This window comes from Hyphomonas sp. J20-32, assembly GCF_055808555.1.
Genome location: NZ_CM147873.1, coordinates 1585559 through 1610762, shown reverse-complemented (window position 1 = coordinate 1610762; position 25204 = coordinate 1585559). Strand labels below are relative to the sequence as shown.

At 61.8% G+C, this 25204-nt stretch carries 23 protein-coding genes; 10 read left to right on the top strand and 13 right to left on the bottom strand.

All coding sequences use genetic code 11. The features are described 5' to 3' along the window. Nucleotides 1-57 precede the first annotated feature (57 nt). The 6 genes from sciP to AC0L7I_RS08005 all read right to left on the bottom strand — a co-directional run bounded on the left by sciP (nucleotide 58) and on the right by AC0L7I_RS08005 (nucleotide 3991). Nucleotides 58-330 carry a CtrA inhibitor SciP gene (gene sciP / locus AC0L7I_RS08030; RefSeq protein ID WP_473399035.1) on the bottom strand — a complete coding sequence of 91 codons (273 nt, stop codon included), beginning with the start codon at nucleotides 328-330 and terminating at the stop codon, nucleotides 58-60. Between the two features lie 205 nt (nucleotides 331-535). Continuing rightward, the gene (locus AC0L7I_RS08025; protein WP_473399034.1) at nucleotides 536-1618 is read right to left on the bottom strand and encodes an oxidoreductase family protein; all 1083 of its coding nucleotides are present in this window, start codon (nucleotides 1616-1618) and stop codon (nucleotides 536-538) included. 5 nt (nucleotides 1619-1623) lie between these two features. Then, nucleotides 1624-2262: a hypothetical protein gene (locus AC0L7I_RS08020; RefSeq protein WP_473399033.1), complete on the bottom strand. Its 639-nt coding sequence runs from the start codon at nucleotides 2260-2262 to the stop codon at nucleotides 1624-1626. Nucleotides 2263-2275: 13 nt separating this feature from the next. Beyond that, on the bottom strand, nucleotides 2276-3082 hold the full coding sequence (gene proC / locus AC0L7I_RS08015; RefSeq protein ID WP_473399032.1) for a pyrroline-5-carboxylate reductase: 807 nt from the start codon (nucleotides 3080-3082) through the stop codon (nucleotides 2276-2278). A 24-nt stretch (nucleotides 3083-3106) separates the two neighbouring features. Then, the gene (locus tag AC0L7I_RS08010) at nucleotides 3107-3610 is read right to left on the bottom strand and encodes a type III secretion system chaperone family protein (RefSeq protein ID WP_473399031.1); all 504 of its coding nucleotides are present in this window, start codon (nucleotides 3608-3610) and stop codon (nucleotides 3107-3109) included. Nucleotides 3611-3721: 111 nt separating this feature from the next. Next, a complete protein-coding gene (locus AC0L7I_RS08005) occupies nucleotides 3722-3991 on the bottom strand; it encodes an accessory factor UbiK family protein (protein WP_473399030.1) in 270 nt (89 codons plus the stop codon). Nucleotides 3992-4080: 89 nt separating this feature from the next. Here AC0L7I_RS08005 and lgt point away from each other — a divergent pair, with 89 nt between their 5' ends. After that, a complete protein-coding gene (lgt, locus tag AC0L7I_RS08000; protein ID WP_473399029.1) occupies nucleotides 4081-5040 on the top strand; it encodes a prolipoprotein diacylglyceryl transferase in 960 nt (319 codons plus the stop codon). 6 nt (nucleotides 5041-5046) lie between these two features. Continuing rightward, the gene (locus tag AC0L7I_RS07995) at nucleotides 5047-6102 is read left to right on the top strand and encodes a class I SAM-dependent methyltransferase (RefSeq protein WP_473399028.1); all 1056 of its coding nucleotides are present in this window, start codon (nucleotides 5047-5049) and stop codon (nucleotides 6100-6102) included. On the opposite strand, the gene AC0L7I_RS07990 is transcribed toward AC0L7I_RS07995, so the two are convergent. Further along, complete coding sequence (locus AC0L7I_RS07990; protein ID WP_473399027.1) at nucleotides 6099-8051, bottom strand: alpha/beta hydrolase family protein; 1953 nt, start codon at nucleotides 8049-8051, stop codon at nucleotides 6099-6101. The two genes, AC0L7I_RS07995 and AC0L7I_RS07990, sit on opposite strands and share 4 nt — an antisense overlap. A 98-nt stretch (nucleotides 8052-8149) precedes the next feature. After that, nucleotides 8150-8506, bottom strand: coding sequence for an aspartate 1-decarboxylase (gene panD, locus AC0L7I_RS07985; protein WP_473399026.1), 357 nt, complete (start codon nucleotides 8504-8506; stop codon nucleotides 8150-8152). A 272-nt stretch (nucleotides 8507-8778) separates the two neighbouring features. On the opposite strand from panD, the gene AC0L7I_RS07980 reads away from it, so the two are divergent. Both AC0L7I_RS07980 and AC0L7I_RS07975 read left to right on the top strand, forming a co-directional pair. Then, nucleotides 8779-10227, top strand: coding sequence for a hypothetical protein (locus AC0L7I_RS07980; protein WP_473399025.1), 1449 nt, complete (start codon nucleotides 8779-8781; stop codon nucleotides 10225-10227). Between the two features lie 144 nt (nucleotides 10228-10371). Further along, a complete protein-coding gene (locus AC0L7I_RS07975) occupies nucleotides 10372-10914 on the top strand; it encodes a GIY-YIG nuclease family protein (RefSeq protein WP_473399024.1) in 543 nt (180 codons plus the stop codon). A gap of 98 nt (nucleotides 10915-11012) precedes the next feature. Here AC0L7I_RS07975 and rpoD read toward each other — a convergent pair whose 3' ends face one another. The 3 genes from rpoD to AC0L7I_RS07960 form a co-directional block, all read right to left on the bottom strand. Continuing rightward, the gene (gene rpoD / locus AC0L7I_RS07970; RefSeq protein ID WP_473399023.1) at nucleotides 11013-12974 is read right to left on the bottom strand and encodes an RNA polymerase sigma factor RpoD; all 1962 of its coding nucleotides are present in this window, start codon (nucleotides 12972-12974) and stop codon (nucleotides 11013-11015) included. 65 nt (nucleotides 12975-13039) lie between these two features. Then, nucleotides 13040-14902, bottom strand: coding sequence for a DNA primase (gene dnaG, locus AC0L7I_RS07965; protein WP_473399022.1), 1863 nt, complete (start codon nucleotides 14900-14902; stop codon nucleotides 13040-13042). A gap of 130 nt (nucleotides 14903-15032) precedes the next feature. Continuing rightward, entirely contained in the window at nucleotides 15033-15527 is a 495-nt protein-coding gene (locus tag AC0L7I_RS07960; protein ID WP_473399021.1) for a GatB/YqeY domain-containing protein, read from the bottom strand. Between the two features lie 130 nt (nucleotides 15528-15657). On the opposite strand from AC0L7I_RS07960, the gene carA reads away from it, so the two are divergent. Together carA and AC0L7I_RS07950 are read left to right on the top strand one after the other, a co-directional pair. Continuing rightward, nucleotides 15658-16839: a glutamine-hydrolyzing carbamoyl-phosphate synthase small subunit gene (gene carA, locus AC0L7I_RS07955; RefSeq protein ID WP_473399020.1), complete on the top strand. Its 1182-nt coding sequence runs from the start codon at nucleotides 15658-15660 to the stop codon at nucleotides 16837-16839. Then, on the top strand, nucleotides 16836-17543 hold the full coding sequence (locus tag AC0L7I_RS07950; protein WP_473399019.1) for a 2OG-Fe(II) oxygenase: 708 nt from the start codon (nucleotides 16836-16838) through the stop codon (nucleotides 17541-17543). Before carA ends, AC0L7I_RS07950 begins: the two co-directional genes overlap by 4 nt. Here the strand turns inward: AC0L7I_RS07950 and AC0L7I_RS07945 are convergent. Continuing rightward, nucleotides 17540-18130 carry a TetR/AcrR family transcriptional regulator gene (locus AC0L7I_RS07945; protein WP_473399018.1) on the bottom strand — a complete coding sequence of 197 codons (591 nt, stop codon included), beginning with the start codon at nucleotides 18128-18130 and terminating at the stop codon, nucleotides 17540-17542. The two genes, AC0L7I_RS07950 and AC0L7I_RS07945, sit on opposite strands and share 4 nt — an antisense overlap. Before the next feature lie 236 nt (nucleotides 18131-18366). Further along, nucleotides 18367-19272 carry a M48 family metallopeptidase gene (locus AC0L7I_RS07940; protein WP_473399017.1) on the bottom strand — a complete coding sequence of 302 codons (906 nt, stop codon included), beginning with the start codon at nucleotides 19270-19272 and terminating at the stop codon, nucleotides 18367-18369. Nucleotides 19273-19436: 164 nt separating this feature from the next. Between AC0L7I_RS07940 and AC0L7I_RS07935 the strand changes: the two genes are divergently transcribed. The 4 genes from AC0L7I_RS07935 (at nucleotide 19437) to AC0L7I_RS07920 (ending at nucleotide 25196) form a co-directional block, all read left to right on the top strand. After that, nucleotides 19437-20171 (top strand): MBL fold metallo-hydrolase, encoded by a 735-nt coding sequence (locus AC0L7I_RS07935; protein ID WP_473399016.1) that lies wholly within the window; start codon nucleotides 19437-19439, stop codon nucleotides 20169-20171. Between the two features lie 121 nt (nucleotides 20172-20292). Next, entirely contained in the window at nucleotides 20293-23571 is a 3279-nt protein-coding gene (carB, locus tag AC0L7I_RS07930) for a carbamoyl-phosphate synthase large subunit (protein ID WP_473399015.1), read from the top strand. 71 nt (nucleotides 23572-23642) lie between these two features. Continuing rightward, nucleotides 23643-24116, top strand: a complete 474-nt coding sequence (gene greA, locus AC0L7I_RS07925; protein WP_473399014.1) for a transcription elongation factor GreA — start codon at nucleotides 23643-23645, stop codon at nucleotides 24114-24116. 6 nt (nucleotides 24117-24122) lie between these two features. Further along, nucleotides 24123-25196 carry a mitochondrial fission ELM1 family protein gene (locus AC0L7I_RS07920; RefSeq protein ID WP_473399013.1) on the top strand — a complete coding sequence of 358 codons (1074 nt, stop codon included), beginning with the start codon at nucleotides 24123-24125 and terminating at the stop codon, nucleotides 25194-25196. Nucleotides 25197-25204: the final 8 nt, after the last annotated feature.

The window sequence follows — 25204 nt, the reverse complement described above, 5'->3', positions numbered from 1 at the left end:
CCCGCCCGTAAATTTGTCTTTAACGAGCGAGCCTTCTGTATTCGAGAGGCCGCGAACCTAGCGGCGGTATTTCTGGAGCCGCGTTGTACGCAGGCCCTTCACACCATGACGGGAATACAGCTTTTCCCAGCCTTCAAATTCCTCGTCCGTCAGGTTGTAGCGATCACACGCGGCGGAGCGCGAAAGCAGGCCGCCTGAGACGGCTGCAACGACTTCTGCCTTGCGGCGGGTAACCCAGCGCGAAATGCCGGGCGACGGCAAATCTGCCAGGGTGAGCATCTGCCCGTCAGGGCCTTTGACGCTCGTCTGTTTTGCGTTCTGCGTATCCATATCCACACACCATCTGCTTCGGTAATGTCACGACCCGACTTCTTCGGGCCCTATGACAACAGATGTACACGAGCGGATTTAAGCTGACGCATAAGCGGACGTGTGAGTTTCGTGCCGGGCGTTAGGAGGATGTTTGCAAACCTGTCCCGCACCGGGACAAATCACCGATTCCATTGGATTTGCTGCAGGTTCCGCGAAAAAAAGTTCAAGTCAGAAGGACCAGCGCATCATTGTCGCGCGCCTGCGCGGCATGCCTGCGAAGCATGGTGAGGAACATCTCGTCGCCGCGCTCGGTCTGCTTCACAAGCATGGCCGCGCCGAAGGCGACCGACATGCCATAGAAGGAATACCAGCGATAATGATCGTACAGGTCTTCGAAACTGTAGCCGGAGATACCGGCCTCGGTGAGGCGCGCATGATAGTAACGCAGCAATGCCTGTTCATGCTTGGGGCGATCCGCGCGGGTCAGGCCCGCTCCGATGAAATAGGCGACATCATTGGCTGGCGCGCCTTTGGCTGCTGTCTGCCAGTCCACCAGCGCAATCGGCTTCGGCGCACCGGGCTTGCCGAAAAGCATGTTGTCGAGCCGGAAATCATTGTGCGTCAGCGCAAACGGACCCGGCTGCGCCTCACCCCAGCGCGGCAGTGCAGCCGCATAGGCATCGCCCACTTCAATAACGTCTGATGTCAGCTGCGCCGCATAGCGGTCCTTGAACCCCGTCCACAGGCCGGAAACCTGTTCTGACGTCAATACGGGTGGCGGGGAGGTTGCGGCGCCCTGGAGCCAGTCATACTGATCGAGGCTGTCGTCTTCCCAATACGCGGCGTGCAGGACCGCTGCAGAGGCAAGGGCGAGTTCGGCTTCGGCCACCGAACATCCTTTCAGCTGGTCGCCCTGCTCCGACGGCGCCATATCTTCCATGATCAGGGCAAAGCGGTTCGTCGCCTCGTCATAGTCTGTGTAATAGGCCGCCGGCGTGATCTTGCCCGCCACTTTCGGGAATGTGCGGTAGAACATGACTTCGCGCTTGTAGTGACCGAGCATTGCAGCGGTCGCGAGGCTGGCCTCGCTGCCCGAAGGGAACTTGCCGACGAGCGTGGCCGGAGCGTCTGCTCCCTGACGGGCATAGTCGAAAACGAAACGCACGTTCTCGCCGATCTGGCCCGTGCCTATCGCCTTGGCCGAGAGGCCCTTCACTTCGGCATCGATGCCGATTGTTTCAAACAGGTCGTTGAACCACGCTGGTGTGAGTTCCAGCGGGTTACCGTCGAGTCCCGGACGGGTCATGTATACTACTCCCTTGTGGCACCGTTTTCCGGTACGTCAGTTTCTTGTTCTTGTTGTCGAGATGCGGTCTTGCCCATGAATCGGGAAACCCATCCCATGCGTTCTTCAGCGGCCCGCAGCGACTTGTCGAGCGCTGCCATGGTAAGCGCGAAATCGCCGCTGGTTTCCTTGCGCCAGGCCCGCTCGGTGCGAGCAATGACGAAGGCTATGGCGAGCACTTTCAGGCTGAGCGGCGCGCCGCTGTCATCGTCGAGCCCGGCCGAAGCAAGCGCCCAGCGTGCCGATGCGGCGCGTGCCACGGGCAAGCGCACGAGTATCGATGGCTGTGTCTCGCGGTAGCGCAGGAGCGATTTCAGGCCGTCGCGATAGGCTTCCATCGCCTCGAACCGCAGCATGAGGACGTCGAACAACCGTTCGCGCGGAAGATCGTCACTCGCCGTCTCTTCGGCGGACATGGCGCGATCGAAATAGGCGTCGACGGCGTCAGCCAGCGTATCGCGCGTCGCCACACCGTGAAAATCATTGAGGGTGAGGCCCGCCTTGGCGGCGATCTCTCCAAGTGTCAGCTCGGACCAGCGTTTGGTTGCGGCAAGGTCGAGCGCGGCCAGGAGCCCCTTCTCGATGATGCTGGTATTGCGCGCCATAACCTCTCCCGCGTCAGTCCTTTTGTCGAGAGAGGTCCCGTTCGCGATTAGCGGCCGCGCGGAGGGCCTTTCTCATCAGGACGGGCATCCCACCCTCATCCATGAGGATGTCAAGGGCAGCCTGGGTGACTCCGTTGGGTGAAGTGACCGCTTTACGCAGGGCGTCCGGCGCTTCTCCGGTCGATGCCATCAGGGCCGCTGAGCCTTCAACCGTCTTGCGGGCTAGCCGCGCCGACAGGTCGGCCGGCAAGCCTTCAGCCTCGCCCGCCATCGCCATCACTTCGGCCAGCAGGAACACATAGGCCGGACCACAGCCCGACACGCCGGCCGCGGCCGAAATGAGCTTCTCGTCGATCGGGCCTTCGACATCGCCTAACGGCAGGAGCAGTCTGGTGGCGACATCGATGTCGGCGGCATCGGCTCCTGGCGGCGCGGTGATCACGGTGACACCCTGACCGATGGCCCCCGGCGTATTCGGCATGGCGCGCACCACCCGCCGGGACACAAATGGAGTCGCCAGCTGCTTGAGCAGGATACCGGCCATCACGGACACGATCAGCGTATCCTCACCGACAAAGGCGGAGGCGTCGTCGACGACCGAGGCGAACACCTGCGGCTTCACCGAGAGCACAACGATATCGGCCGGCGCAGGCTCAGGGTTCAGCTGAACATTGCCCGCAGCGGCCCAGCCAGACACTTCATCGGTTGGCGACGGATCGACAATAATGATCTTCGATTTCGTATTGGCGGCCAGCCATCCGCGCACGAGGGCTGCGCCCATGCGTCCGGCGCCGATCAGGGCAATGGTCGGTGCGGACATTCTGTTTTCTCCGTGGATGCAGCGTCAGGCTTCGCCGTGGGTTTCGAACATCACTGCCTCAATCGATTCGCGCGGCGACTTGCCAGCCCATATGAGGAAGTTGAAAGCAGGCACGAACCGGTCCGCTGCGCTGACTGACGCGGCAATCGCTGCCCGCGCTTCGCCCGGCGAGACTTCGTCGCGATCCAGCATCGAGAATGTGTAGCGGAAGATGATGACGCCCTCATCGGCCCAATAGTCGAAATGACCGAGCCAGAGGCGCTCGTTCGCCATCATGATGAGTTCAGCGATCGCGGCGCGTCGGGCCGGGATCGGCTTCACGTCCAGCGTCATCGAGAAATGGATGGCCGAGGGATCAGGGCGGTACGCGAACAAGGCGCCCATTTCGCCCCATTTGGTTTCCGCCACGGCCTGGATCGTGCCGTCCTCATCGCGGTCGTACTGCCATCCAGCCGTTTCGAGGGCTTCTTCAACCCGCTCAAGCGGATCAGGCAGATCGATCTCAGCGCGGGAGAGATCAAGGCTCATACGGTTCCCCTTTCAGTCTCTCGGCACGGTGCAGGATTCGCACGAGGACGCCAAGGGCCCACTAAGCAAGCGTGCAGTCGCGCGTCTACCCGGTTGTGCAGGCTTTATTGGTTAATCCTCAGTTTTTCCCTTTTTTGGCTTTGCTGCAGCCTCGAGTGTCTCGACGCGCGCTTCCAGCGCCTCGATCCGCTCAAGCGCGGCTGTCGCAAGGGCTTTCAGGGCCTCAACTTCATCGCGTCCGGCGAGGTCCATATCCGCGATCAGGGCCCGCACACGCGACTGGGCGGCTGTCCGGGCCTCCTCGCCGGCGGCGCGGGCCGCTCCCATGGCGCCGGTCATCAGGCCGGCAATGTCATCGAGCAGTGGATTTGTGTTCGCCATGAGGCTACTCCTTCGCGCGGGGGCGGCTGGGCCATGATTGGCAGCTGCCTAACAGATAGGACGCAATCCAGACAGGGAAAAGACGCCGCATGACAGACCTCCTGACCCTGATCGCCCTGCCCATGGCCGCTGGCGGCCTGCCGTTTCCCGAAATGAGCCCGGCGCTGGTCTCGATCGATTTCGGATTCATCGGCCTCGGTGTGTTCCACCTGCGCTGGTACGCGCTGGCTTATATCGCAGGCATCATGCTCGCCTGGCAGTATTCCACGGCGCTGATCAACCGTCCGGCCATGTTCGGCGGAAAGAGCCCCGCGACCAAAGACGATCTCGACGACATCATGTTCTGGATCATTCTCGGCATCATCCTGGGCGGGCGGCTCGGCTATGTCCTCTTCTATATGGTGCCCTACCAGCAGGAGGTGATCGCCGCGAACCCGCTGAGCGTGCTCAAGATTTGGGATGGCGGCATGTCGTTCCACGGCGGCCTGATCGGGGTGACGCTGGCCATCGTGATGATTGCCCGGCGACGCAAGCTGAACCTCCTCCCGCTGGGCGACATTGCGGGCGTCGTGGCGCCGATTGGCATCATGTTCGGGCGCCTCGCCAATTTCATCAATGCCGAGCTCTATGGCCGCAAGACCGACAGTGCGTTCGGGATCGTCTTCCCGGAAGGGAACGTACCGGGATCGACCCCGCCAGCCTATAACTGGGCGACTGGGGCATGGGTCTATACGGATCATGAATTCGCCCGCCACCCGAGCCAGCTCTATGAAGCAGCGCTGGAAGGCCTCGTGCCGCTGGTGGCGCTGTCGATCCTGATCTGGAAGTTCGACGCGTTGAAGAAGCCCGGCCTGGTCGCGGGCCTGTTCCTGCTGATGTATGGCGCAGGCCGCTCCATCGTCGAGAATTTCCGCCTGCCGGATTCCTTTGCCAATGACCTGCCCTTCGGCTTGACCATGGGCATGATCCTGTCGGCGCCGATGTGGATCGGCGGCGCGTGGCTGGTCTGGAACGCAATCAAATCAAAGCCCCTCCATTCACCCGACTAGACTGACATGACCCTGAAAGAACGCCTCATCCGCCTGATCGAAACCGGCGGCCCTATCCCGGTTTCAACCTACATGCAGCTCGCCCTGCACGACCGGCAGGATGGCTACTATGCGACGCGCCCCGGCCTCGGGCGCGACTTCATCACCGCGCCGGAAACGAGCCAGGTGTTCGGCGAGTTGCTGGGCCTCTGGGTCGTCCATGAATGGCAGGCGATGGGATCGCCGGACGCCTTCTGCCTGGTGGAGATCGGGCCCGGTCGCGGCGTGCTGATGCAGGACGCCCTGCGCATGGCCTTCGTTGCGGGCGGCAAGCCCTTCGCCGATGCGATGCAGCTGGTTCTGGTTGAGGCAAGCCCGGCCTTGCGCGACGTTCAGGTGGAGCGCCTCGCGATCTACGAGCCGCAATTTGCCGATCAGGTCTCCGAAGTACCGGACCTTCCCACAATCATTCTCGCCAACGAATATCTCGACTGCCTGCCCGCTCGCCAGTTCCGCCGCGATGGCGAGGAATGGCATGAATGTGTCGTGGGGCTGGATGCCGAAGGCGCGCTGGCCTTTGGCCTCGCCGCAGACGGTCGCGCAGCGCCGGAAGGCACGGCGAAGTCTGCGGCCTGCGTGGAGGTCCAGACCGGCCTCGACATTCTCATCGCCGAACTCGCGACCCGGGCTGCGAACGGCGCGCCCGTGCACGCGCTGTTCATCGACTATGGACCCGCCGACGCGGCGCCGGGGGACTCCCTGCGCGCCTTCAAGGATGGTGCGCAGGTCTCGCCCCTGCAGGCGCCGGGCGAGACGGACCTGACCGTGGATGTGGATTTCGGGCGGCTGAAACGGCTTGCCGAGGCGGCCGGCCTCGATGTGAACGGACCCGTGCCGCAGGGCATGTTCCTGCTCGGCCTCGGCGCCCAGGCGCGCCTCAACCAATTGGTGAAAGCCAACGAGGACGATGGCGACGTGATCTTCAACGCCGCCCAGCGCCTGATCGACCCGAAGGACATGGGCGAGCGCTTCAAGGCGATCTGTATTTCCAGCAAGGGCCTGCCGAAACCGGCGGGATTCTAGTCGCCGCCGATATGCGCCTCGACGAAATCCGACATGGCGCGAAGCGTTTCGATCCGCGTGTCACCATCTGACAGCCAGTGATCCTCGCCGTCCAGTGTGACAAACGCCACGGACTTGCCCTCTTTCAGAAGGGCTTTCTCCATCACCTCGCTCTGGCTGATCGGAACCACCGTGTCGTCCTTGCCGTGGATCAGCAGGACGGAAGCCTGGAACGTGGCCGCACTATTGACGGGTGAAATATCTTCCAGCTTCACCTTTTCGGCCTTGGGATCGCCGATCAGCTCCTTCCAGTAATCGACCGCCCAATGGCGATGCCCGCGCCGTTTGCTGACGTCCCGGATCATGCGCGGAAGATCGCTGACCGGCGCAACGGCGACAACGCATTTATAGAGGTCCGGCGTATAGGCGCCGCCTGCGAGGGCCGAATAGCCGCCATAACTCGCACCGACTATGCAGATGCGTTCGGGATCGACAAAACCGCTATCGGTCAGGATTGAGACGCCATCGGATACGTCATCCTGCATCTTGCGACCCCATTCACCATATCCGGCTTGCTGGAACTCGGCTCCGTAGCCTGACGATCCCCTGAAATTGGGCTGAAGGACAACATAGCCGCGATTGGCAAAATACTGCGCCATCCAGTCAAACCCGATGGCATCATAGGCGGCGGGCCCGCCATGGGGCATGACAATGAGCGGCAGGTTCTTGCGATCCTCCGCTGGCAGCCCAGCAGGCCATGTCAGGACAGCCGGAATTGTCAGCCCGTCCCGCGCGGGATAGCTGACGCCGACAATCTCGCCAATCGCCTCCACCGGAATGTCGTCGCGCTCCATCACCAGGCCGGTAATTTTCCCGGATGCCCGGTCTTGCAGGATATATTTTCCGGACGTTTCACTGCTGTAGACGAGGTAGACGATCTGTTCCCACCCATCGCTGTTCGAAACAATATGCACGGCCGAATTGCTGAACATTTCGACGAGTGACTGAACAGCGGCATCAACCTCCGGGTCATAAAAATGATAGCTTGGCAGGGCGCCGGAATATTTTACGCCTTCGACAAACCGGTTGTGATCGGAGAAGACTGCGTCGATATCCAGGTTCGGCCGTTCAAGCACCTGCTCCGAAACATTGCCCTCGAAATCCATTTCATAGACGGCGTCGAAGCCGTCATCGTCGTCTGACGTGTCGACGAGTATCAGAGCCGATCGGTCGGCCTTTACGCCGAGAAGTGAAAACGGAATCCGCGAGGCGTCGGTCTCGAATATCTTCCGGGACTTTCCAGAGACTTCGGTGAAGATGCGATACACGTCCTGCTTGTTGTCATAGTCTTCGCGCGCGAGAACTGTTCCGGCTTCATCCACGAACCAGTCGATCGTGTTCGAAGTACCCTTCCTGAAAACCTTGCCGCGCCCGGTATCCAGGTTCACCTTGAGCAGGTCCATGCGCGGCGGCGAGGAAATGGAACTCACTGACATGTAAGCTGGCATGAGAACATCGCCGGGCTTCTTGTACTTGCCGACAATGCGACCGAGTCCGGACTGTGCCGGATAAAGGTCCTTGGTATGTCGAAGCAATGTGGCGAGTTCATTCTTGCGGATGTTGACCGAAAAGGCCGCCGAATATTCGAGTTCTCCGCGAAACCCGAAAATCCGCGTCGCATCGGACGCGATGAATACAACATGATCATTGTCGGCAAACCAGAGATCGCGCGTCGCGATCTCCTCTATGGCCATCCGCGGCTCGACCGTGAGGGTGGCGACGTCAAGGGTGGTGACCACGTCCTTGCCGTCATGCCGGGAGACGAAGGCAACGGTCGCCCCATCGGGCGAAATCGCCAGATGCCGGACAAAGGGAAGTTCACCATACGCTTCCAGCGGCGGATGAAGCACCTGGGCCTGCGCGGCAGTGCCGATCATGAACCCCAATAGCACCGACAAAAATGCCCGCATGCCCCATCTCCCTGACCTGTTTGCCAGGAAGGCTAGTCAACCAGATTGCGAATAGCAACCAACAACCCTTGCGTGTGGCGCGGGCATCAGGAGAGTGATCAGGCCGGCAGCTTGATCTCGTTGGCATCGTCCAGCAGCACGACTGTCGGGGCGTGCTGGCGGGCCTTTTCGGCCTCGACGCTGGCAAAGGCCGCGATGATCACCTTGTCGCCGACAGCGAAGTGGCGGGCCGCTGCGCCGTTGACCCCGATCGTCCGCGAACCGCGCGGGGCTTCCAGTGCATAGGTCTGGATCCGGGCACCATTGGTGACATTCCAGATGTCTACACGCTCGTGCGGCAGGATGCCCGACGCATCCAGCAGGTCCTGGTCGATTGAAACAGAGCCTTCATAGTGGAGGTCACACTGGGTGACGCTGGCAGAATGAAGTTTGGCTTTCAGCATGTTGAGCAACAAGAAATGCCCTCCCGGCGATTAGACAGCGTGGCAAATATGCTCACAATGAGTATATGGGGTTTTGCTGCCCCGTCGGCAATGGCTTATTGCACCGCAGCATATGACAGGTAAAGCCCCTTTTCCGTGAGCCGGAAAACAGCCCTGCAGTATTCACGACAATATTGACGCAGAATACACGCCGGGCGCGAAGACTTGGAAAATCACTCGCCTTGACCTGTCAACGCGATTACCGTTTTGTTAACCATGACCAGAACACCAAGGGGACAACGGTAATGAAGCACGGACAGATCGGCATTCTTGCGCTCGCACTTGCTCTGGCAGGCTGCGCATCGCAACAGGTTGAGCCGGGCGGCTCGGCGCCGCAATCGGAAGTTCCTCCTCCTCCGGCGCCTCCGCCTCCGCCACCTCCACCTGCCTATGAAGAGGAAGACACCGCAGAATATTCGTCGCCGCCCATGGTCGGCTCGGGCGGGCCCAGCCGCGGTTTGCCCGGTGATCGCGACATCGACTTCAACGACCTTCCCCCCACATCAGCCGGATCGCCAGCACCCGCGCCGCGCAGGTCCACCGGGCGCGCCGTCAGCCACGCCAAGCCGGCGAAGGACTACCTGCCCTTCATCGATGTTGCAATCGACGAAAATGCGCTATACTCCGAATACGGAATGATGCTGCAGGACCGCTACACGCGCATCCAGATCGTCACCCTGAAGCCGGATGCCTATGATATTGAAGGTGTCTCCGCAGGCACCCGCAAGGAGCCGGTCGACACGCGCAACTACAACAAGGAAAGCCGCAACTGGCTGGCGCGCATGATGGGCTCGCGCAATGTCACGCGCACCCTGATCGCCGAGTTCGATGTGGCCAAGCCAGACATCAAGGCGACCAAGGCGCTGTTCTCGGCAACCTTCTCATCCGACAGCCGTGAAGGCGAAACCTGGACAACGAATGAAAGCATCGCCCTCTATGCGACGCCCTATTTCAAGGTCGGCCCCAACACGACCATCGAGGGCCGGTTCCGGCTCCAGCTCTCTGACGAACGTCAGTCATCTGCGGGCGCGAACGTCATGGGCGCGCTGACAACCGCCGCCAACCTGATCGCGCCGACTTCGACACTGGTGACCTATTTCAACCAGCCGCTGATGCTTGAAGCGTCGAACTTCCTCAACACGTCCTCGACCACGCTGTTTGGCCAGTCGATTACCGAGCAGTCGACGAGTGCCTTCTCTGTCAAGTCGTGGAACGATACACCGATCCTGGTCGTTTCGGCCGAACTGCCGGATGCCAGCAATATCAAGCAGACCAAGGGCAAGGGCGCCATTGGCCAATGGGCGGTGTACCTGGACCAGCCGATCCCCTCGATCTTCACGGCGGCGACGTCTGACTATGATGGCCAGGTGCCGGACTTTACCGGCATTCCGTCCGGCGACATCCTGGCCTTTGAAGTCGGAGAGGACCTGACCGTGTACGACTATATCTTCTCGCGCCTGGACCTGGCCGACCGGATCGCGAGTCTCAACGACACAGCCGATGCTGACACCGCCCGCCTGATCTGCAGCCGGATCGAACGGGGCATGTCGGAAATCGGGTTCACGAGTTTCGATGCCGCCGCCGCCGTCTGGGCCGCGTCCGCCAGCGACCAGTTCAACTATGGTGCCCAGACCGCCCTGCAACAGGAAGGCATCTGCGAAGGCATGGACCGGTGGCACGCAATGGGCGGCTGAGATCGTCGCATTCCGTCGAACGTGCGTGGCGCAAGTATCGGGCCCGGTCAGCGCGAGCGCGAATACTGACGATTTATTTGCGCCTGCCGCTGGACAGGAAGGTTAACTAAAAGTAAACGTCGCCGCTGGGACTGGGGACTTAACGTGCGTTTAGAAGACGTTCAGGAAGCACTGCTTGCGCTGCGCACTGAGTGGGGAGCACCACGCCGTACGGCGCGATGCATTTTTGCCGTGTATCTTGCGGCCGGCTGTCACCTGCCCGGAATTTCGGTTTCTGACGACGGACTTCTCTTCATCGGCAAGAGCGAAACCGGCATGCCTGCGCGGGATCATTTCGTTCCGCCCGGCAGCGACAGCGGGACCAGTCCCATACGCCGGTCCCTTGGCGCCCTGCTCAGGGATGAACTCGATCTGACGGCGCGGCCGGGATCGTTTGACGTCGATGGCAAGGGCGTCTCGAGCTTTCGCTTCTCCCAGTCAGGAGAGGCCCGCCTGACTGATTGGATCAAGGCATCCCTGCTTGTTTCGCGCTTGCCGGTCTCGGCCGACGTATCATCGGCTGAATCCCTGCTGGTCCGCCACTTCGAGCCGCCATTGAACATCACCAACTGGAACAATCCGCAGCGCGGCCACATCATGAACATGCGCCGCATCTGCGCCGAAGAAGCCCTGCGCAGCCTGGTCTGAGGCGGCGTTCATCTGGCCTCGGCGCGCCACTGCGGAAGAGGCCTCGTCTCATCTTAGTTTAACGAAAAAGGGCGGCCTGCGGGCCGCCCTTTCGACTTCTACGTATCCAGGAAGCTGCGCAGCTTGCGGCTGCGGCTCGGGTGCTTGAGCTTCCTCAGCGCCTTGGCTTCGATTTGGCGAATACGTTCGCGCGTCACGCTGAACTGCTGCCCGACCTCTTCCAGCGTGTGATCGGTGTTCATGCCGATGCCGAAGCGCATGCGCAGAACACGTTCCTCACGCGGGGTGAGCGAGGCGAGCACGCGGGTGGTCGTCTCGCGCAGGTTCGACTGGATCGCAGCGTCGACAGGCAGAAGCGCCATCTTGTCTTCGATGAAGTCGCCGAGGTTTAAATCCTCGTCGTCGCCGATCGGCGTTTCGAGGCTGATCGGTTCCTTGGCGATCTTGAGGACCTTGCGGATCTTCTCCAGCGGCAGGCCCAGCTTTTCGGCCAGTTCTTCCGGGGTCGGTTCGCGGCCGATCTCATGCAGCATCTGGCGCTGGGTGCGGATGATCTTGTTGATCGTCTCGATCATGTGCACCGGGATGCGGATCGTGCGGGCTTGGTCGGCAATCGACCTCGTGATCGCCTGACGGATCCACCAGGTGGCATAGGTCGAGAACTTGTAGCCGCGACGGTATTCGAATTTATCGACGGCCTTCATCAGGCCGATATTGCCTTCCTGGATCAGATCCAGGAATTGCAGGCCGCGATTGGTGTACTTCTTGGCGATCGAGATCACGAGACGAAGGTTGGCTTCCACCATCTCCTTCTTGGCGATCCGCGCTTCGCGTTCACCCTTCTGGACGGTCTGGACCAGCACCCGGTAATCATCGATCGGAATGCCAATTTCCTGGGCAATCTCCGAAATCTCGTTGCGCACGTCTTCAATTTCGTCCGTCTTGCCGTCAACAAAGCGTTTCCACTTTGCCGAAAGGGCCCTGACGCGGTCGCTCCATTCGGGCTCGAGTTCCTTGCCGAAATAGTTTTCGAGGAATTCCTTGCGCGGCACGCCATGGGCGTCGGCCATGCGCATCAGCTTGCCTTCAAGGCCCATCAGTTTCTTGTTGATCGCGTAGAGCTGCTCAACCAGCGCCTCGATACGGGCATTGTTGATGTGGATCGTCTTCAGGCTTTCGACGATATTGTTCGAGAGTTCATCATATTCGGCCTGCGCCTTCGGCGTCAGGTCCTTGCCTTCGAGGCGGCGGTTGACCAGCTTGTCCTGCAGCTTGCGGTAACGTCCGAACCCGTCGGCAATCTCGTCGAGCTTGGCCAGCACGCCGTCACGCAGTTCGGCTTCCATGGCCGACATGGACATGGCTGCGGCATCATCCTCGTCGTCCTCATCGTCGTCGGAGGTCTCGCCTTCTTCGCCTTCGGCTTTCGCCTTGGCTTCGTCCTCGTCGTCATCCTTGGGCTTGGGCTCCGGCGGCGGGTTTTCCGCGCCATAGGTCGCTTCAAGGTCGATCAGGTCGCGGAGCAGGATACGCTCATTCATCAGCTCGTCGCGCCACACCATCATGGCCTCGAACGTCAGCGGGCTTTCGCAGAGGCCGCGGATCATCGCATCGCGACCAGCCTCGATACGCTTGGCAATTGCAATCTCGCCTTCACGCGAGAGCAATTCCACGGCGCCCATTTCGCGCAGGTACATGCGCACCGGGTCATCGGTACGGTCAGAGCCGCGCGCGTTGCCCTTCTTGGTGACGACTTTCTTGTCTTCGATCTTGGTGAGCGCCTTGCCTTCGGCTTCCGCCTCTTCTTCGCTCTCGACCACCGCGATCCCCATTTCGGAGATCTGGCTCATCACGTCCTCGATCTGGTCAGACGTGATTTCGTCGGCCGGAAGCATGGCGTTGACTTCATCGTGCGTGATGAAACCGCGCTTCTGGGCCTTCTTCAGGACTTTTTTGACGTCGGTCGCGTTGAAATCGACAAGCGTGACGTCGCCGTCCTTCTCGTCTTCGCCTTCACCATCGCCTGCGGTGTTCTTTTTCTTCTTGGTGGCTGTTGCCATTCAAATATCTCCCACGGGAATATCCGCCGCTGCCCTGGTGGATTGCCCAAATACTGACCTGCGCCTTAGCTTTCGCCGACTTTTCCTGCTGCCTCGTTCATGCGGGCCCTCAAGGCCCGGCGTTCTGCGACAAGCTGGTGACGCCGCCGCCACGCTGAAGGTGACGCCGTCGACTCCCCGCTCGCAGCATCCATGCCAGAGCCGGGTTCCTGCCCGTCGGAACTTCCCACCGCCATGTATTGCTCGAGGGCTATCAGCCATTCCCGTGCCTCGGGCCCATCGGCCGCTATCTGAGGCGTATCAGGATAATCTTTGAGCAATCTGGAAGCGCGCATGTTCCCTGCTTCGAGTAAATGGGCGCTCAGAGCCTTGCGGTCAATAGGTTTCCCTGCGTTCACAAAGTCGAGGATGCAGTCCCGTATCAGGCTGACGTCCGGATCGGGAAAGACCGATACGGCCAGCGTTTCGGCGCTGAAGTCGAGCAGGTACGGGCTGTCGATGGCGCGGACGATCGCGCCGAGGCCGCGCAGCTTGGCCGGCGCGCCGCCCTTGAGCACCGCCTGACCCGACTCTCCTGACGCGGGATTGTGTCCCGTTCCGGGGCGCTTTCTGCTGTTGTTGCTGCGATTTGCCTGACGCAACTGCCAGAAGTGATCGCGCATGCGCGCCTTGAGATCGCGCTCATAAGCTGCCCGCACGCCGGGATGCTTCACCTGGGCCGCCGCCGCCGCCAGGCGCGCTTCAAGCCCGGCCTGGCGTTCGGGCGTGTCGAGTGGCTCGGCGTCACGTTCGCGGCGCCAAAGCAATTCCGAAAGCGCGAGCCGATTTTCGAGCGCTTCGGCCATCGCGGCAGATCCACGCTCGCGAATCAGGTCGTCCGGGTCCATGCCGTCCGGCAAGAGCACGAAATAGAGTGATCGCCCCGGCTCGACGTGCGGCAGGGCCCGGTCAATCGCCCGGAAGGCAGCGCCAAGACCGGCCCGGTCGCCATCGAAGCAAAGCGTCGGCTCTGGCCCGGCGCGCCAGAGCAGCGCAATCTGGTCTTCAGTCAGGGCGGTGCCGAGCGGGGCCACGGCATGGCCAAACCCCGCTTCAGTCAGGGCAATGGCATCCATATAGCCTTCGCAAACGATCAGGCCTCCGCCTTCACCATGGCCCAGCGCCTCGCGCGCGGCCTTGTAGCGATACAGGACGCGCGATTTGTGGAAAAGCGGCGTGTCGCCGGAATTCAGGTATTTCGGTTTGGCGTCTGGCGTCAGGCCCCGGCCGCCGAAGGCGATGATACCGCCCCGGGAATCCGGGATAGGGAACATCAGCCGTCCGCGAAAGGCATCATAGGGTTCGCCGCCCTTGTCGCTTTCCTTGGCGAGGCCCGCTTCGAGTATCTCTTCGATCGTGAAACCTTCGGATTTCAGGTGTTCGGTCGTCTTGCGCCAGTCATCCGGGGCGAAGCCGAGCCTGTGGCGCCGCCACGCTGCCGGTAGAAGGCCCCGCCCTTCAAGATAAATCCGTGCCGCCGCGCCCTCGGACGCTTGCAGGCAGTCTTCGAAATAGGTTGCCGCCGCTTCGCACGCCGCCTGCAGCCGCTTGCGATGGTCATATTCCTCCACCGCTTCCGGGCTCGCCTTGGGCAAGCTCATGCCAGCTTCCTCGGCCAGTTTCTCAACCGCCTCCATGAAGGAGAGACGCTCGGTCTCCATCACGAAACTGATGACATCCCCGCCCATGCCGGACGAGAAGCATTTGAAGATGCGCTTCTGGTCATTGACATAGAAACTTGGGCTTTTCTCATTGGTGAAGGGCGAGAGGCCGACCCATTCCTTGCCCTTCTTGACCAGTTTCACCTTGCGACCGATCACGTCCGAAGGCCGGATGCGGGCTTTCAGTTCATCGACAAAGCCATCTGGGATGCGGACAGTCTGGGACATTCGGCCAAGTGTAGCGCGTCACGCCCTTTTCGGGAACGCAGAGATTGCTGCAATGTCCCGCTGATATGAATATCGCCCTGTCTCGGCGCAGGACGTCGGAATATCTCTGCAGGAAGCAGGAAAGGACCCGTCAGGACCGGGTCAGGGCGTCGCGGACGGCTTTGCCGGCGGTGCCGGATTCGATCATGCCCGGGAATTTTTCCTTGAGCGCCGACATGCAGCGGCCGACATCTTTCAGCTTGGACGCGCCTAGGTCCTCGACAATATCCTGCACTGCCGCCTCAAGCTTGGCCCCGGTCAGGGGCACCGGCAGGAATTTTTCAATAACCTCGATTTCTTCGCGTTCGCGGATCGCGTCCTCGATACGACCGGCTTCATCGTGTTCGCGCGCGGAGACTTCGCGTTGCGCCACCATGGTTTCGAGCACGGCACGGACATCGGCGTCCGGGCAGCCTTCTCCCACGCCGCGGCCACGCGCACAGACGTCACGGTCACGCACGGCGCACTCGATCAGGCGCAGCGTGGCAAGTTCCACTTCGCTCGCACCTTTTCCAGTTTCGGATTTGAGTGCCTGGACGATGCGCGCCTTCAGCGACATCGCTTCACTTGTATCCTCTCGGCCCATGCCGCTATTGCCTTTCACATGCCGCGAACGCCAGTTTGCTTGACGATGCGGAGACTCAGCCCCATTAACCGGACGAAATCTCGGTCGATTGGGTTAACGACCGGAAAACGGTCCGGAAGCGAAATGAGATATGACTAAAGACACGAAAATTCAAGCGGGCTCGCCTGCGACGGGAGCAGTCGCCCTTGCGGATGGGACCGTCTTCCTTGGAATCGGCGCAGGCGCTGCAGGTATTGATGTCGGGGAGCTCTGTTTCAATACGAGCATCACCGGCTATGAAGAGATCCTGACAGACCCCTCTTATGCGTCGCAGATAATTCTCTTCACGTTCCCGCATATCGGCAATGTCGGCGCGAATGCGGACGACCAGGAGGAATCCTCGCCCGCCGCCGCCAATGCGGCGCGGGGCGCGATATTTCGCGAACCCATCACAGCGCCGTCCAATTGGCGCGCAACCAGTCATTTCGACGACTGGCTGAAAGCCCGCGGCATTATCGGCCTGTCCGGCGTCGATACGCGCGCCTTGACTCGCCTGATACGCGAGCGCGGCATGCAGAAGGCCGCCATCTGCCACCAACCGGAAGGCGGCATCGACACGGATGCGCTGGTCGCAAGGGCGCGCGCCTGGAAAGGCCTCGACGACGCCGACCTCGCCGCCGATGTCGACAGCGACGCCACTTATGACAACACCCAGCAACTCTGGCAGGCGGGCAGCGGCTATGGCGCGCTTGAGGCGGCAAAGTTCCACGTCGTCGTGGTCGATTTCGGCGTCAAGAAAAACATCCTGCGCAACCTGGCCAGCGTCGGAGCCCGCACGACGGTCGTGAACGGCGATGCCACGGCTGCCCAGATTGCCGCGCTCAAGCCAGACGGCGTGGTCTTCTCGAACGGTCCGGGCGATCCGGCTGCCACGATCCTTCGCTCAGGCGACATGATCCGAGACGTGATTGCCAGCGGCACGCCCATCCTCGGTATCTGCCTCGGCCACCAGCTTCTTGCCCTCGCCCTCGGCGCCAAGACGATGAAAATGGCACAGGGCCACCATGGCGCGAACCATCCGGTCAAGGACATCGCGACCGGCAAGGTCGAGATCGTCTCCATGAACCATGGCTTCACGGTCGATCCGGCCACGCTGCCCGCCGGCGTCGAGGAAAGCCACCGCTCGTTGTTCGACGGAACGAATTCCGGCCTCAGCGTGGCGGGCAAGCCGATCATCTCCGTTCAGCACCATCCCGAGGCGTCCCCGGGCCCGCAGGACAGCTTCTACCTGTTCGCGCGGTTCGCCGACCTGATGGAAGGTCATCGCGGGTGAGCCATCCGGCGCAATCCGGACAGTCTGGCGCGCCGGTGCCCATCGATATTGCCTCCCATGTTCCCGGGGACAATCGTCTCGGCGCAATCGTCGGGGACATCGCTTCGCACGGCTGGAGCTGGCAGCCAGGCTTTCTGCCGGCAGACCTGGCGGCCGCGCTGCGTGCAGAGATCCTCGCGCTCGACGCCGAACAGGAACTGGACCCGGCCGGGATCGGGCGCGAGGATGACTTCCAGCTCGACCGTTCTGTGCGCCGCACACGCATTTCCTGGATGGACGGATCGAGCTCGGCCCAAAAGGCGTTTTCCGAATGGGTGGAACGGCTGCGGCAGAGACTCAACAGCGCGCTCTTGATCGGTCTGTTTGATTTCGAGTCCTGCTTCGCAGTCTATCCGGAGGGCGGCTTCTATGATCGCCACCTCGACAGTTTTGAAGGCGCCCGCAACCGGGTCATGTCGCTCGTTGTCTATCTCAATGAAGACTGGACAGACGAACAGGGCGGCGCGCTGGTCATCTGGCCGGAACGCGCGGGTGAAACCGATGCGCCGGTGGCCCGCCTGTTGCCCCTCGGCGCCGGCGTGGCGTTCATGCTGTCGGAGACAGTGCCTCACGCCGTGGAAGTCACACACGCTCGGCGGTATGCGATTGCCGGCTGGTGGCGCGTCAACCAGTCCGGAATCGGCAAGGTCGATCCGATCAGCTAGCGCAGGCCGCGCAACAATTTCTCGAAGGCATCGAACAGCGTATCCGCCGTGATCCCGGCATCCTTGCGCGTCAGCGCGAAACCCGCACCATTCAGGGCGTTCAGCAGCATGACCGACAGCGGCACCACGCCTTCTTCGCTGATCAGGCCCTTCCGCGCGAGATAGCGCACCCCCTGCTCCACATTGTTGCGCCCGAGCCGGTCATCGCTTTCCTGCCAGCGCGCGAGCCCCATGACAGAGCGCCCGTCGACGAGGACGATCTGCTGGTAGGCCGGAGTGGCCGCCCATTTGAAGTAGACCCGGGTTCCGGCGAGAAAGGCGCTGTAGGGGTCATCCTTTGATCGACCCGCCGACGCGGCTGCCCGCGCCTCGGCGTCCATCTCGAGCTGAAGAGACTTCCATACTTCCAGGAACAATGCTTCCTTGCTGGCGAAATGGTGAAACAGGGCGCCCTTTGTGGCGCCGGCCAGTTTGACGATGCTTGCTACGGACGCCCCGGCATAGCCTTCTGTTTCAAACAGTTGTCTTGCCGCATCCAGGATGGCGCGACGCGTTTCTTCAGCTTGTTCTGGGGTTCTCTTTGGCATGAAAATCAAAAGTTGAAATTTTATCATACCAATGGTATGTATAACTTGCAATTGGATGAGCTGCATTCATTCAATTTGAAACAAAGCGAACAGCAGGCTGGGTGGGGACCCGTACAGGGCTTGCTGATGGTGGACGAGATGGCCGCCCCGCGTCCTTAACAGGATACCGGGGCGGCCATTTTCGTTCCGGTGTACCGTCACGATTACCGCGTTCCGGGCGCGTTTTGCGTCAACACTTATCTCAGCGGCCCGCAGCGGCTCTCATATTCCGCAATCGCTTCCGGCATCCATTGCCGGAAATTTTCCGCACGTGTCTCGGAGGCAGGGTGTGTCGACATCCATTCCGGCGGCCGCTGGCCCTCGTTCAGCTTGCCCATGCGCTCCCACAGCTCCGGCGCTTCGCGCGGATCGTAACAGGCGCGTACCAGCAGATCGAGACCGATCTTGTCCGCTTCCGTCTCGTGCGCCCGCGAGAAGCTCAGCACTGTGCCCTGCGCCGCCACGCCGAACGCCTGCATGATCGCCTGCTGCTGGCCGGCATCCATGTCGCCGAGGCCCGCGCCGACGGCCAGCTGGCCCATCTGCATCACTTTCTGCTGGCTCATCCGTTCGGCGCCGTGATGCGCCAGTGCGTGACCGATCTCATGCCCCATCACGACGGCCAGCTTGTCGGGGTCGCTGACATCGTCCAACGTCACCTGTCCGTCGCCATTGCCGGTGATGTCGAGAATGCCGGTATAGACTGCCACATAGCCGCCCGGCAGGCAGAAGGCATTCGGCGTCTCGGAATTGACGACATAATAGGTCCAGTCGAACTGGTCGGCGACCGGCGTGAAGGCATAGCCCCGCGCCTGCAATTCGGCTTCCAGCTCGATTGCTGCCGCCTGCAGCCGCTGGCCGATCGCGCGAACGTCTTCGGTCAGCCTCAGTTCGGCGCCCTGGCATCCGCCTTCGGATGCGCAAAGGACATGATGGCCCTGTTGCTGTTCCTGGTTGAGTATCTGCACATAGGATTGCTGGCCGAGCTTGACCTCGTCCTGAAGCGACATCGTGTTCAGCTGCTTTCGGCCGGAGAACGGCACTTCGGTCTGGTTCATCTGCCAGTAGATGAACAGGCCGACGAGGCCGATGATGATGATCATGAATCGGCCGCCCAGCAGTCCGCCGCCTCGTCGTCTTTGTGGCATACGCATGGTGTAGGCCCTTTCGGAAAATCGCGTTGGGGCGATTATTAACCGAGCCTTCCCCGACGCGAAAGCGCCTGAGGTGCTTCACGAACAGTTGCGCGGGCGCTATCTGTAGTCTCATGACCGAACCAACAAACAAGCCCAAGCTGGAAATCCGGATCATTCCGGTGACTCCCCTGCAACAGAATACGTCCATGATCTGGTCGACCGAGACCATGGAAGGCGTGTTCATTGATCCGGGCGGCGAAGTCGACCGGCTGATGGCCGCAGCCGAACAGTTCGGCGTCAAGATCGTCGCTGTCTGGCTAACGCATGGCCATCTCGATCATGCTGGCGCTGCAACCGACGTGTCCGAACGCACCGGCTGTCCGATCATCGGGCCGCACGAGGACGACCAGTGGCTGCTCGACGAGCTGGAAGCCCAGGGCGCAAAGTACGGCATCACGGATGGCCGGAATGTAAAACCCGACCGCTACCTGCACGATGGCGATGAACTGGAACTGGCCGGCCTGAAGTTCGGCGTCGCCCACTGCCCGGGCCACACGCCCGGCCACGTCGTGATCTACAATCAGGAAGGCGCCCTCGCCTTTGTCGGTGATGTCCTGTTCCAGGGGTCGGTCGGCCGAACGGATTTCCCGCGTGGCAACCACCAGCAGCTGATCGACTCGATCACGGAGAAGCTCTGGCCGCTCGGCAACGAGATGCGCTTCGTGCCGGGCCACGGACCGATCTCGACCTTCGGTCACGAACGCCAGTCCAATCCTTTCGTGGGCGATGCGATTACCGGATACCAGGGCGCAACCCGCGAGGACGCGGACGCGATCAGCCAGAAGCTGGCCAAACGCTGGACCTGATCGGGAAAGAACAGCGCAGCAAGGGCCGGGTTTTTCTCATATGAAAGCCCTGATTGTCCTTGCTTATGCCTGCGAACTCCCAGCTATCAGGCACCCGTTTGACCGGGAGCAAGAAACGACCATGCCGAAGCGCACCGACATATCTTCGATCCTGGTTATCGGTGCTGGCCCGATCATCATCGGTCAGGCCTGCGAGTTCGACTATTCCGGCGTCCAGGCCGTCAAGGCGCTGAAGGCCGAAGGCTTCCGTGTCATCCTCGTCAATTCGAACCCCGCCACCATCATGACGGACCCGGACCTGGCTGACGCGACCTATATCGAACCGATCACGCCGGAAATCGTCGAGAAGATTATCGAGGTCGAAAAGCCGGACGCCCTGCTGCCGACAATGGGCGGCCAGACGGCGCTCAATTGCGCGCTCGACCTCCATTATGCCGGCGTGCTCGAAAAACACGGCGTCGAACTGATCGGCGCCAAGGCTGAAGCCATCGAGATGGCCGAAGACCGCAAGTTGTTCCGCGAAGCCATGGACCGGATTGGCCTCGAAAACCCGCGCGCTGCCATCATCGCCTCGCCCGAAATTCGGGGACCGAACGGCAAGATCAAGGGCTATGACCGGTTGACAGGGCTCAAGGCCGCAATGGATGCGCTGGAAACCGTGGGCCTTCCTGCCATCATCCGTCCTGCCTTCACGCTCGGCGGCACCGGCGGCGGCATTGCCTACAATGTCGAGGAATACGAGGAAATCTGCCGCTCCGGCCTCGCTGCCTCCCCGAACGCCCAGATCCTGATCGACGAAAGCCTGCTCGGCTGGAAGGAATACGAGATGGAGGTTGTCCGCGACAAGGCGGATAATTGCATCATCATCTGCTCGATCGAGAATATCGACCCGATGGGCGTCCATACGGGCGACTCCATCACTGTCGCCCCGGCCCTGACGCTGACCGACAAGGAATACCAGGTCATGCGCAACGCCTCGATTGCGGTCCTGCGCGAGATCGGCGTCGAGACCGGCGGCTCGAACGTGCAGTTCGCGGTAAACCCGAAAGACGGCCGGCTCATCGTCATCGAGATGAACCCGCGCGTATCGCGCTCCTCGGCGCTGGCTTCAAAGGCGACGGGCTTCCCGATTGCCAAGATCGCCGCCAAGCTCGCCGTCGGCTACACGCTCGATGAACTCGATAATGACATTACGGGCGTTACACCGGCCTCCTTCGAACCAACCATCGATTATGTGGTCACCAAGATCCCGCGCTTCGCCTTCGAGAAGTACAAGGGGGCCGACCCCGTCCTCACCACCGCGATGAAGTCCGTCGGCGAGGCCATGGCGATCGGGCGCAGCTTCCAGGAAAGCCTGCAAAAAGCCCTCTGCTCGCTCGAGACCGGCCTGTGCGGCCTGGATGACCTGCAGTTCGAAACTGAAGCGGCCCTGCGCCAGGCGCTCTCCCTGCCAACGCCCGACCGCCTGCAGGTCGTCGCCCAGGCCCTGCGCGAAGGCATGAGCGTCGCTGACGTCCAGGCCGTCACCGCCATCGACCCCTGGTTCCTGAGCCAGATCCTCGGCATCGTCGAGGTCGAGGCCGATATCCGCGCCAGGGGCCTGCCTGATGATGCCCATGCGCTCACAGAACTCAAATCCATGGGCTTTTCCGACAAGCGCCTCGGCCAGCTTGTCGGCCAGTCGGAATCCTGGATACGCAGTCATCGCCACGCACTCGGCGTGCGCCCCGTCTACAAGCGTATCGACACGTGCGCCGCCGAGTTCGCCGCCAAGACCCCTTATCTGTATTCCACTTACGAGCATGCCTCTTTCGGCACCGAGGCACCCGACTGCGAGGCCCTTCCGAGCACGCGCGACAAGGCCATCATCCTCGGCGGCGGCCCGAACCGGATCGGCCAGGGCATCGAGTTCGACTATTGCTGCTGCCATGCGGCGTACGCGATGGAAGACCTCGGGGTTGAGTCCATCATGGTCAATTGCAACCCGGAAACCGTCTCAACCGACTATGACACATCGGACCGTCTCTATTTCGAACCACTGACCGACGAGCACGTGCTCGAGATCATCCACAAGGAACAGTCGGTCGGTGTACTGAAGGGCGTCATCGTCCAGTTCGGCGGCCAGACACCGCTGAAGCTCGCCGCAACGCTCCACCGCGAAAACGTGCCGATCCTCGGCACCAGCCCGGAATCCATCGACCTCGCCGAGGACCGCGAACAGTTTGCTGCCTTGCTCGACACGCTCGGCATCCAGCAGGCGCCGTCCCGCGTGGCGCGCAGCATTGCGGAAGCCGAAGTGAAAGCCAATGAGATCGGCTATCCGGTCATGCTGCGTCCTTCCTTTGTGCTCGGCGGTCGCGCCATGGAAATCGCCCGCAACGACGAAGACCTGCGCATCTTCGCTGGTGAGGCCCTGAAAGTCTCCGGCGACGCCTCACTCTTCATCGACCGCTACCTGTCGGACGCCATCGAAGTGGATGTCGACGCCATCTGCGACGGCGCCAATGTTCACGTCGCCGGCATCATGGAACATATCGAAGAGGCTGGCGTCCATTCCGGCGACAGCGCCTGCACCCTGCCGCCTTACACGCTCTCGCCCAGCCTGCAGGCCCGCCTCGCCGAGCAGACCATCGCGCTGGCCAAGGCACTCAAGGTGCGCGGCCTGATCAACATCCAGTTCGCGGTCAAGGACAACGAGATCTACGTCCTCGAGGCAAACCCCCGCGCCAGCCGCACCGTGCCCTTCGTGGCAAAGGCCGTCGGCGCACCGATCGCCGCCATCGCGGCCAAGGTCATGGCCGGCGAAATGCTGACCGGTTTCGACCTCACCAATGCCAATCCGCGCCGCGTCGCCGTCAAGGAAGCCGTCTTCCCGTTCGCCCGCTTCCCGGGTGTCGATCCGCAGCTCGGTCCGGAAATGCGCTCGACCGGCGAAGTCATGGGCTGGGACGACGATTTCGGCATGGCCTTCCTCAAATCCCAGCTCGGTGTCGGCGTCCGCCTGCCCGAGAGCGGCAAAGTGTTCATCTCGGTCCGCGATTCCGACAAGAAAGGCGTCACCGAAGCGGCGCGCAACCTGGTCAGCATGGGGTTCACACTCATCGCAACCAGCGGCACCGCGAGCTTCCTCGAAGGCGAAGGCCTGCCCGTGTCGCGTATCAACAAGGTGCTGGAGGGCCAGCCTCATATTGTTGATGCAATGATCAACGGTGACGTGCAATTGGTATTCAATACAACCGAGGGTGCGGCTTCCCTGTCCGACAGCGCGTCGATCCGGCGCACCGCCGTGAACCGCAAGATTCCCTATTTCACAACACTTTCAGCCTCGATTGCCTCTGTTCAGGCGATTGCGAGCCTGAAAACAAGGGAAATCTCCGTTCGCGCCTTGCAATCGGCCTGACAGGGGCCCACTTGACGGCCTGCATTTTTGCGACAAGCATTTCGCGCCAATAAAAGAACAAGGGACCTGACATGGAACGCATTCCCATGACCGCTGAAGGCCATGTTGCGCTTCAGACAGAACTGAAGGCACTTAAATCCGTCGAGCGCCCGAGCATCATCGCGGCGATCGCGGAAGCCCGTGCCCATGGCGATCTGTCGGAGAACGCCGAATACCATGCCGCCAAGGAGAAGCAGAGCTTCATCGAGGGCCGAATCAGCGAGATCGACGACAAGCTCGCGCGAGCCGACGTCATCGATGTCAGCAAGTTTTCGGGCACCAAGATCCGCTTCGGCGCGACCGTGACCATCGTCGATGTCGATACCGAGGAGACCCAGACCTACAAGATCGTGGGCGAAGACGAAGCGTCGGTGAAACTCGGCAAGATTTCCATTACCTCGCCCATCGCCCGCGCCCTGATCGGCAAGGAAGAAGGCGACGAGGCCGAGGTCGCGGCCCCCTCCGGGGCCAGGGCCTACGAGATCACAAAGGTCGAGTACAAATAAATGGGCGTGCCCGACCTGCTCGGACCTTCCGTCTGGGCGGTGTCAGACGGCCGTGCAGGCAATGCGTCGCAAGTGCGCGCAATCCTGCAGGCGCTGGGCGAGACGCGCCGCTGGATGCAGATCGCCCATATCGAGGGCGCCGCCCATCGCAGCGAGCCGGTCACGCTCAGCCCCCGTGCGCCCTGGACATGGCTGCCCGCCGACAAATGGCCGCTGCTGAAGCATGCCCTGCCTGCGGCCCAGCGCGGCGTTCTGGGCGGCCCGTGGCCGACGGTCTGGATCGCGGCCGGTCGCCGTTCGGCTCCGTTCACACGCGCGGTCCGCGAGCTCTCCGGCGGCAAGACCGTGACTGTGCAGATCCTCGATCCGAACATCGCGTCGACGCATTTCGACATGCTGGTCGCCCCCACGCATGATGCCGTGACCGGTCCCAACGTGATCGAGACGATCGGCTCGCCCTCCTATTTCTCGTCCGACCTGATCGAGGATGCCGGACAGGCCTTTGCCGACCTTGCCGACGAGCGCGCCAAGAGCGCCGTCGTCATCATCGGCGGCGATTCCAAGACCCACACATTTACAGTTGCCGCCGCCGAACGCCTCGAGGGCCAGCTGCGCCAGCTCGCTGCCGAGGGCTGGCGCCTGCGCATCACCACCTCGCGGCGCACGCCGCTGCCCGTAGTCACCCGCCTGCGCACGCTAGCAGACCAGGTCGGCGCCCGCTTCTGGGCCGGACCCGAGGACGGCCAGAACCCCTATCTCGCCTGGCTCACCTTCTCCGATGTCGCCATCGTCACCGAAGACAGCTCCAACATGCTGTCGGATGCAGCCTGGCATGGTCTGCCGGTCCATATTGCCCGCCTCGAAGGCCGCCATGAGAAATTCGACCGCCTGCATGACAGCCTGATCGCGCACGGCGCGGCGCGCTGGTTCGGCGGAACGCTGGAAACCTGGACCTATCCGCCCCTGCGCGAAGCCGACCGGGTCGCCGATGCCATCGTCGCCAAGCTGCTGGAACGCTACCCCCAGCCTGACATCCCCGCCAGCACCAGCCATGTCGCCCCACCCGACTGGATGAGCTGAGTGCGCAT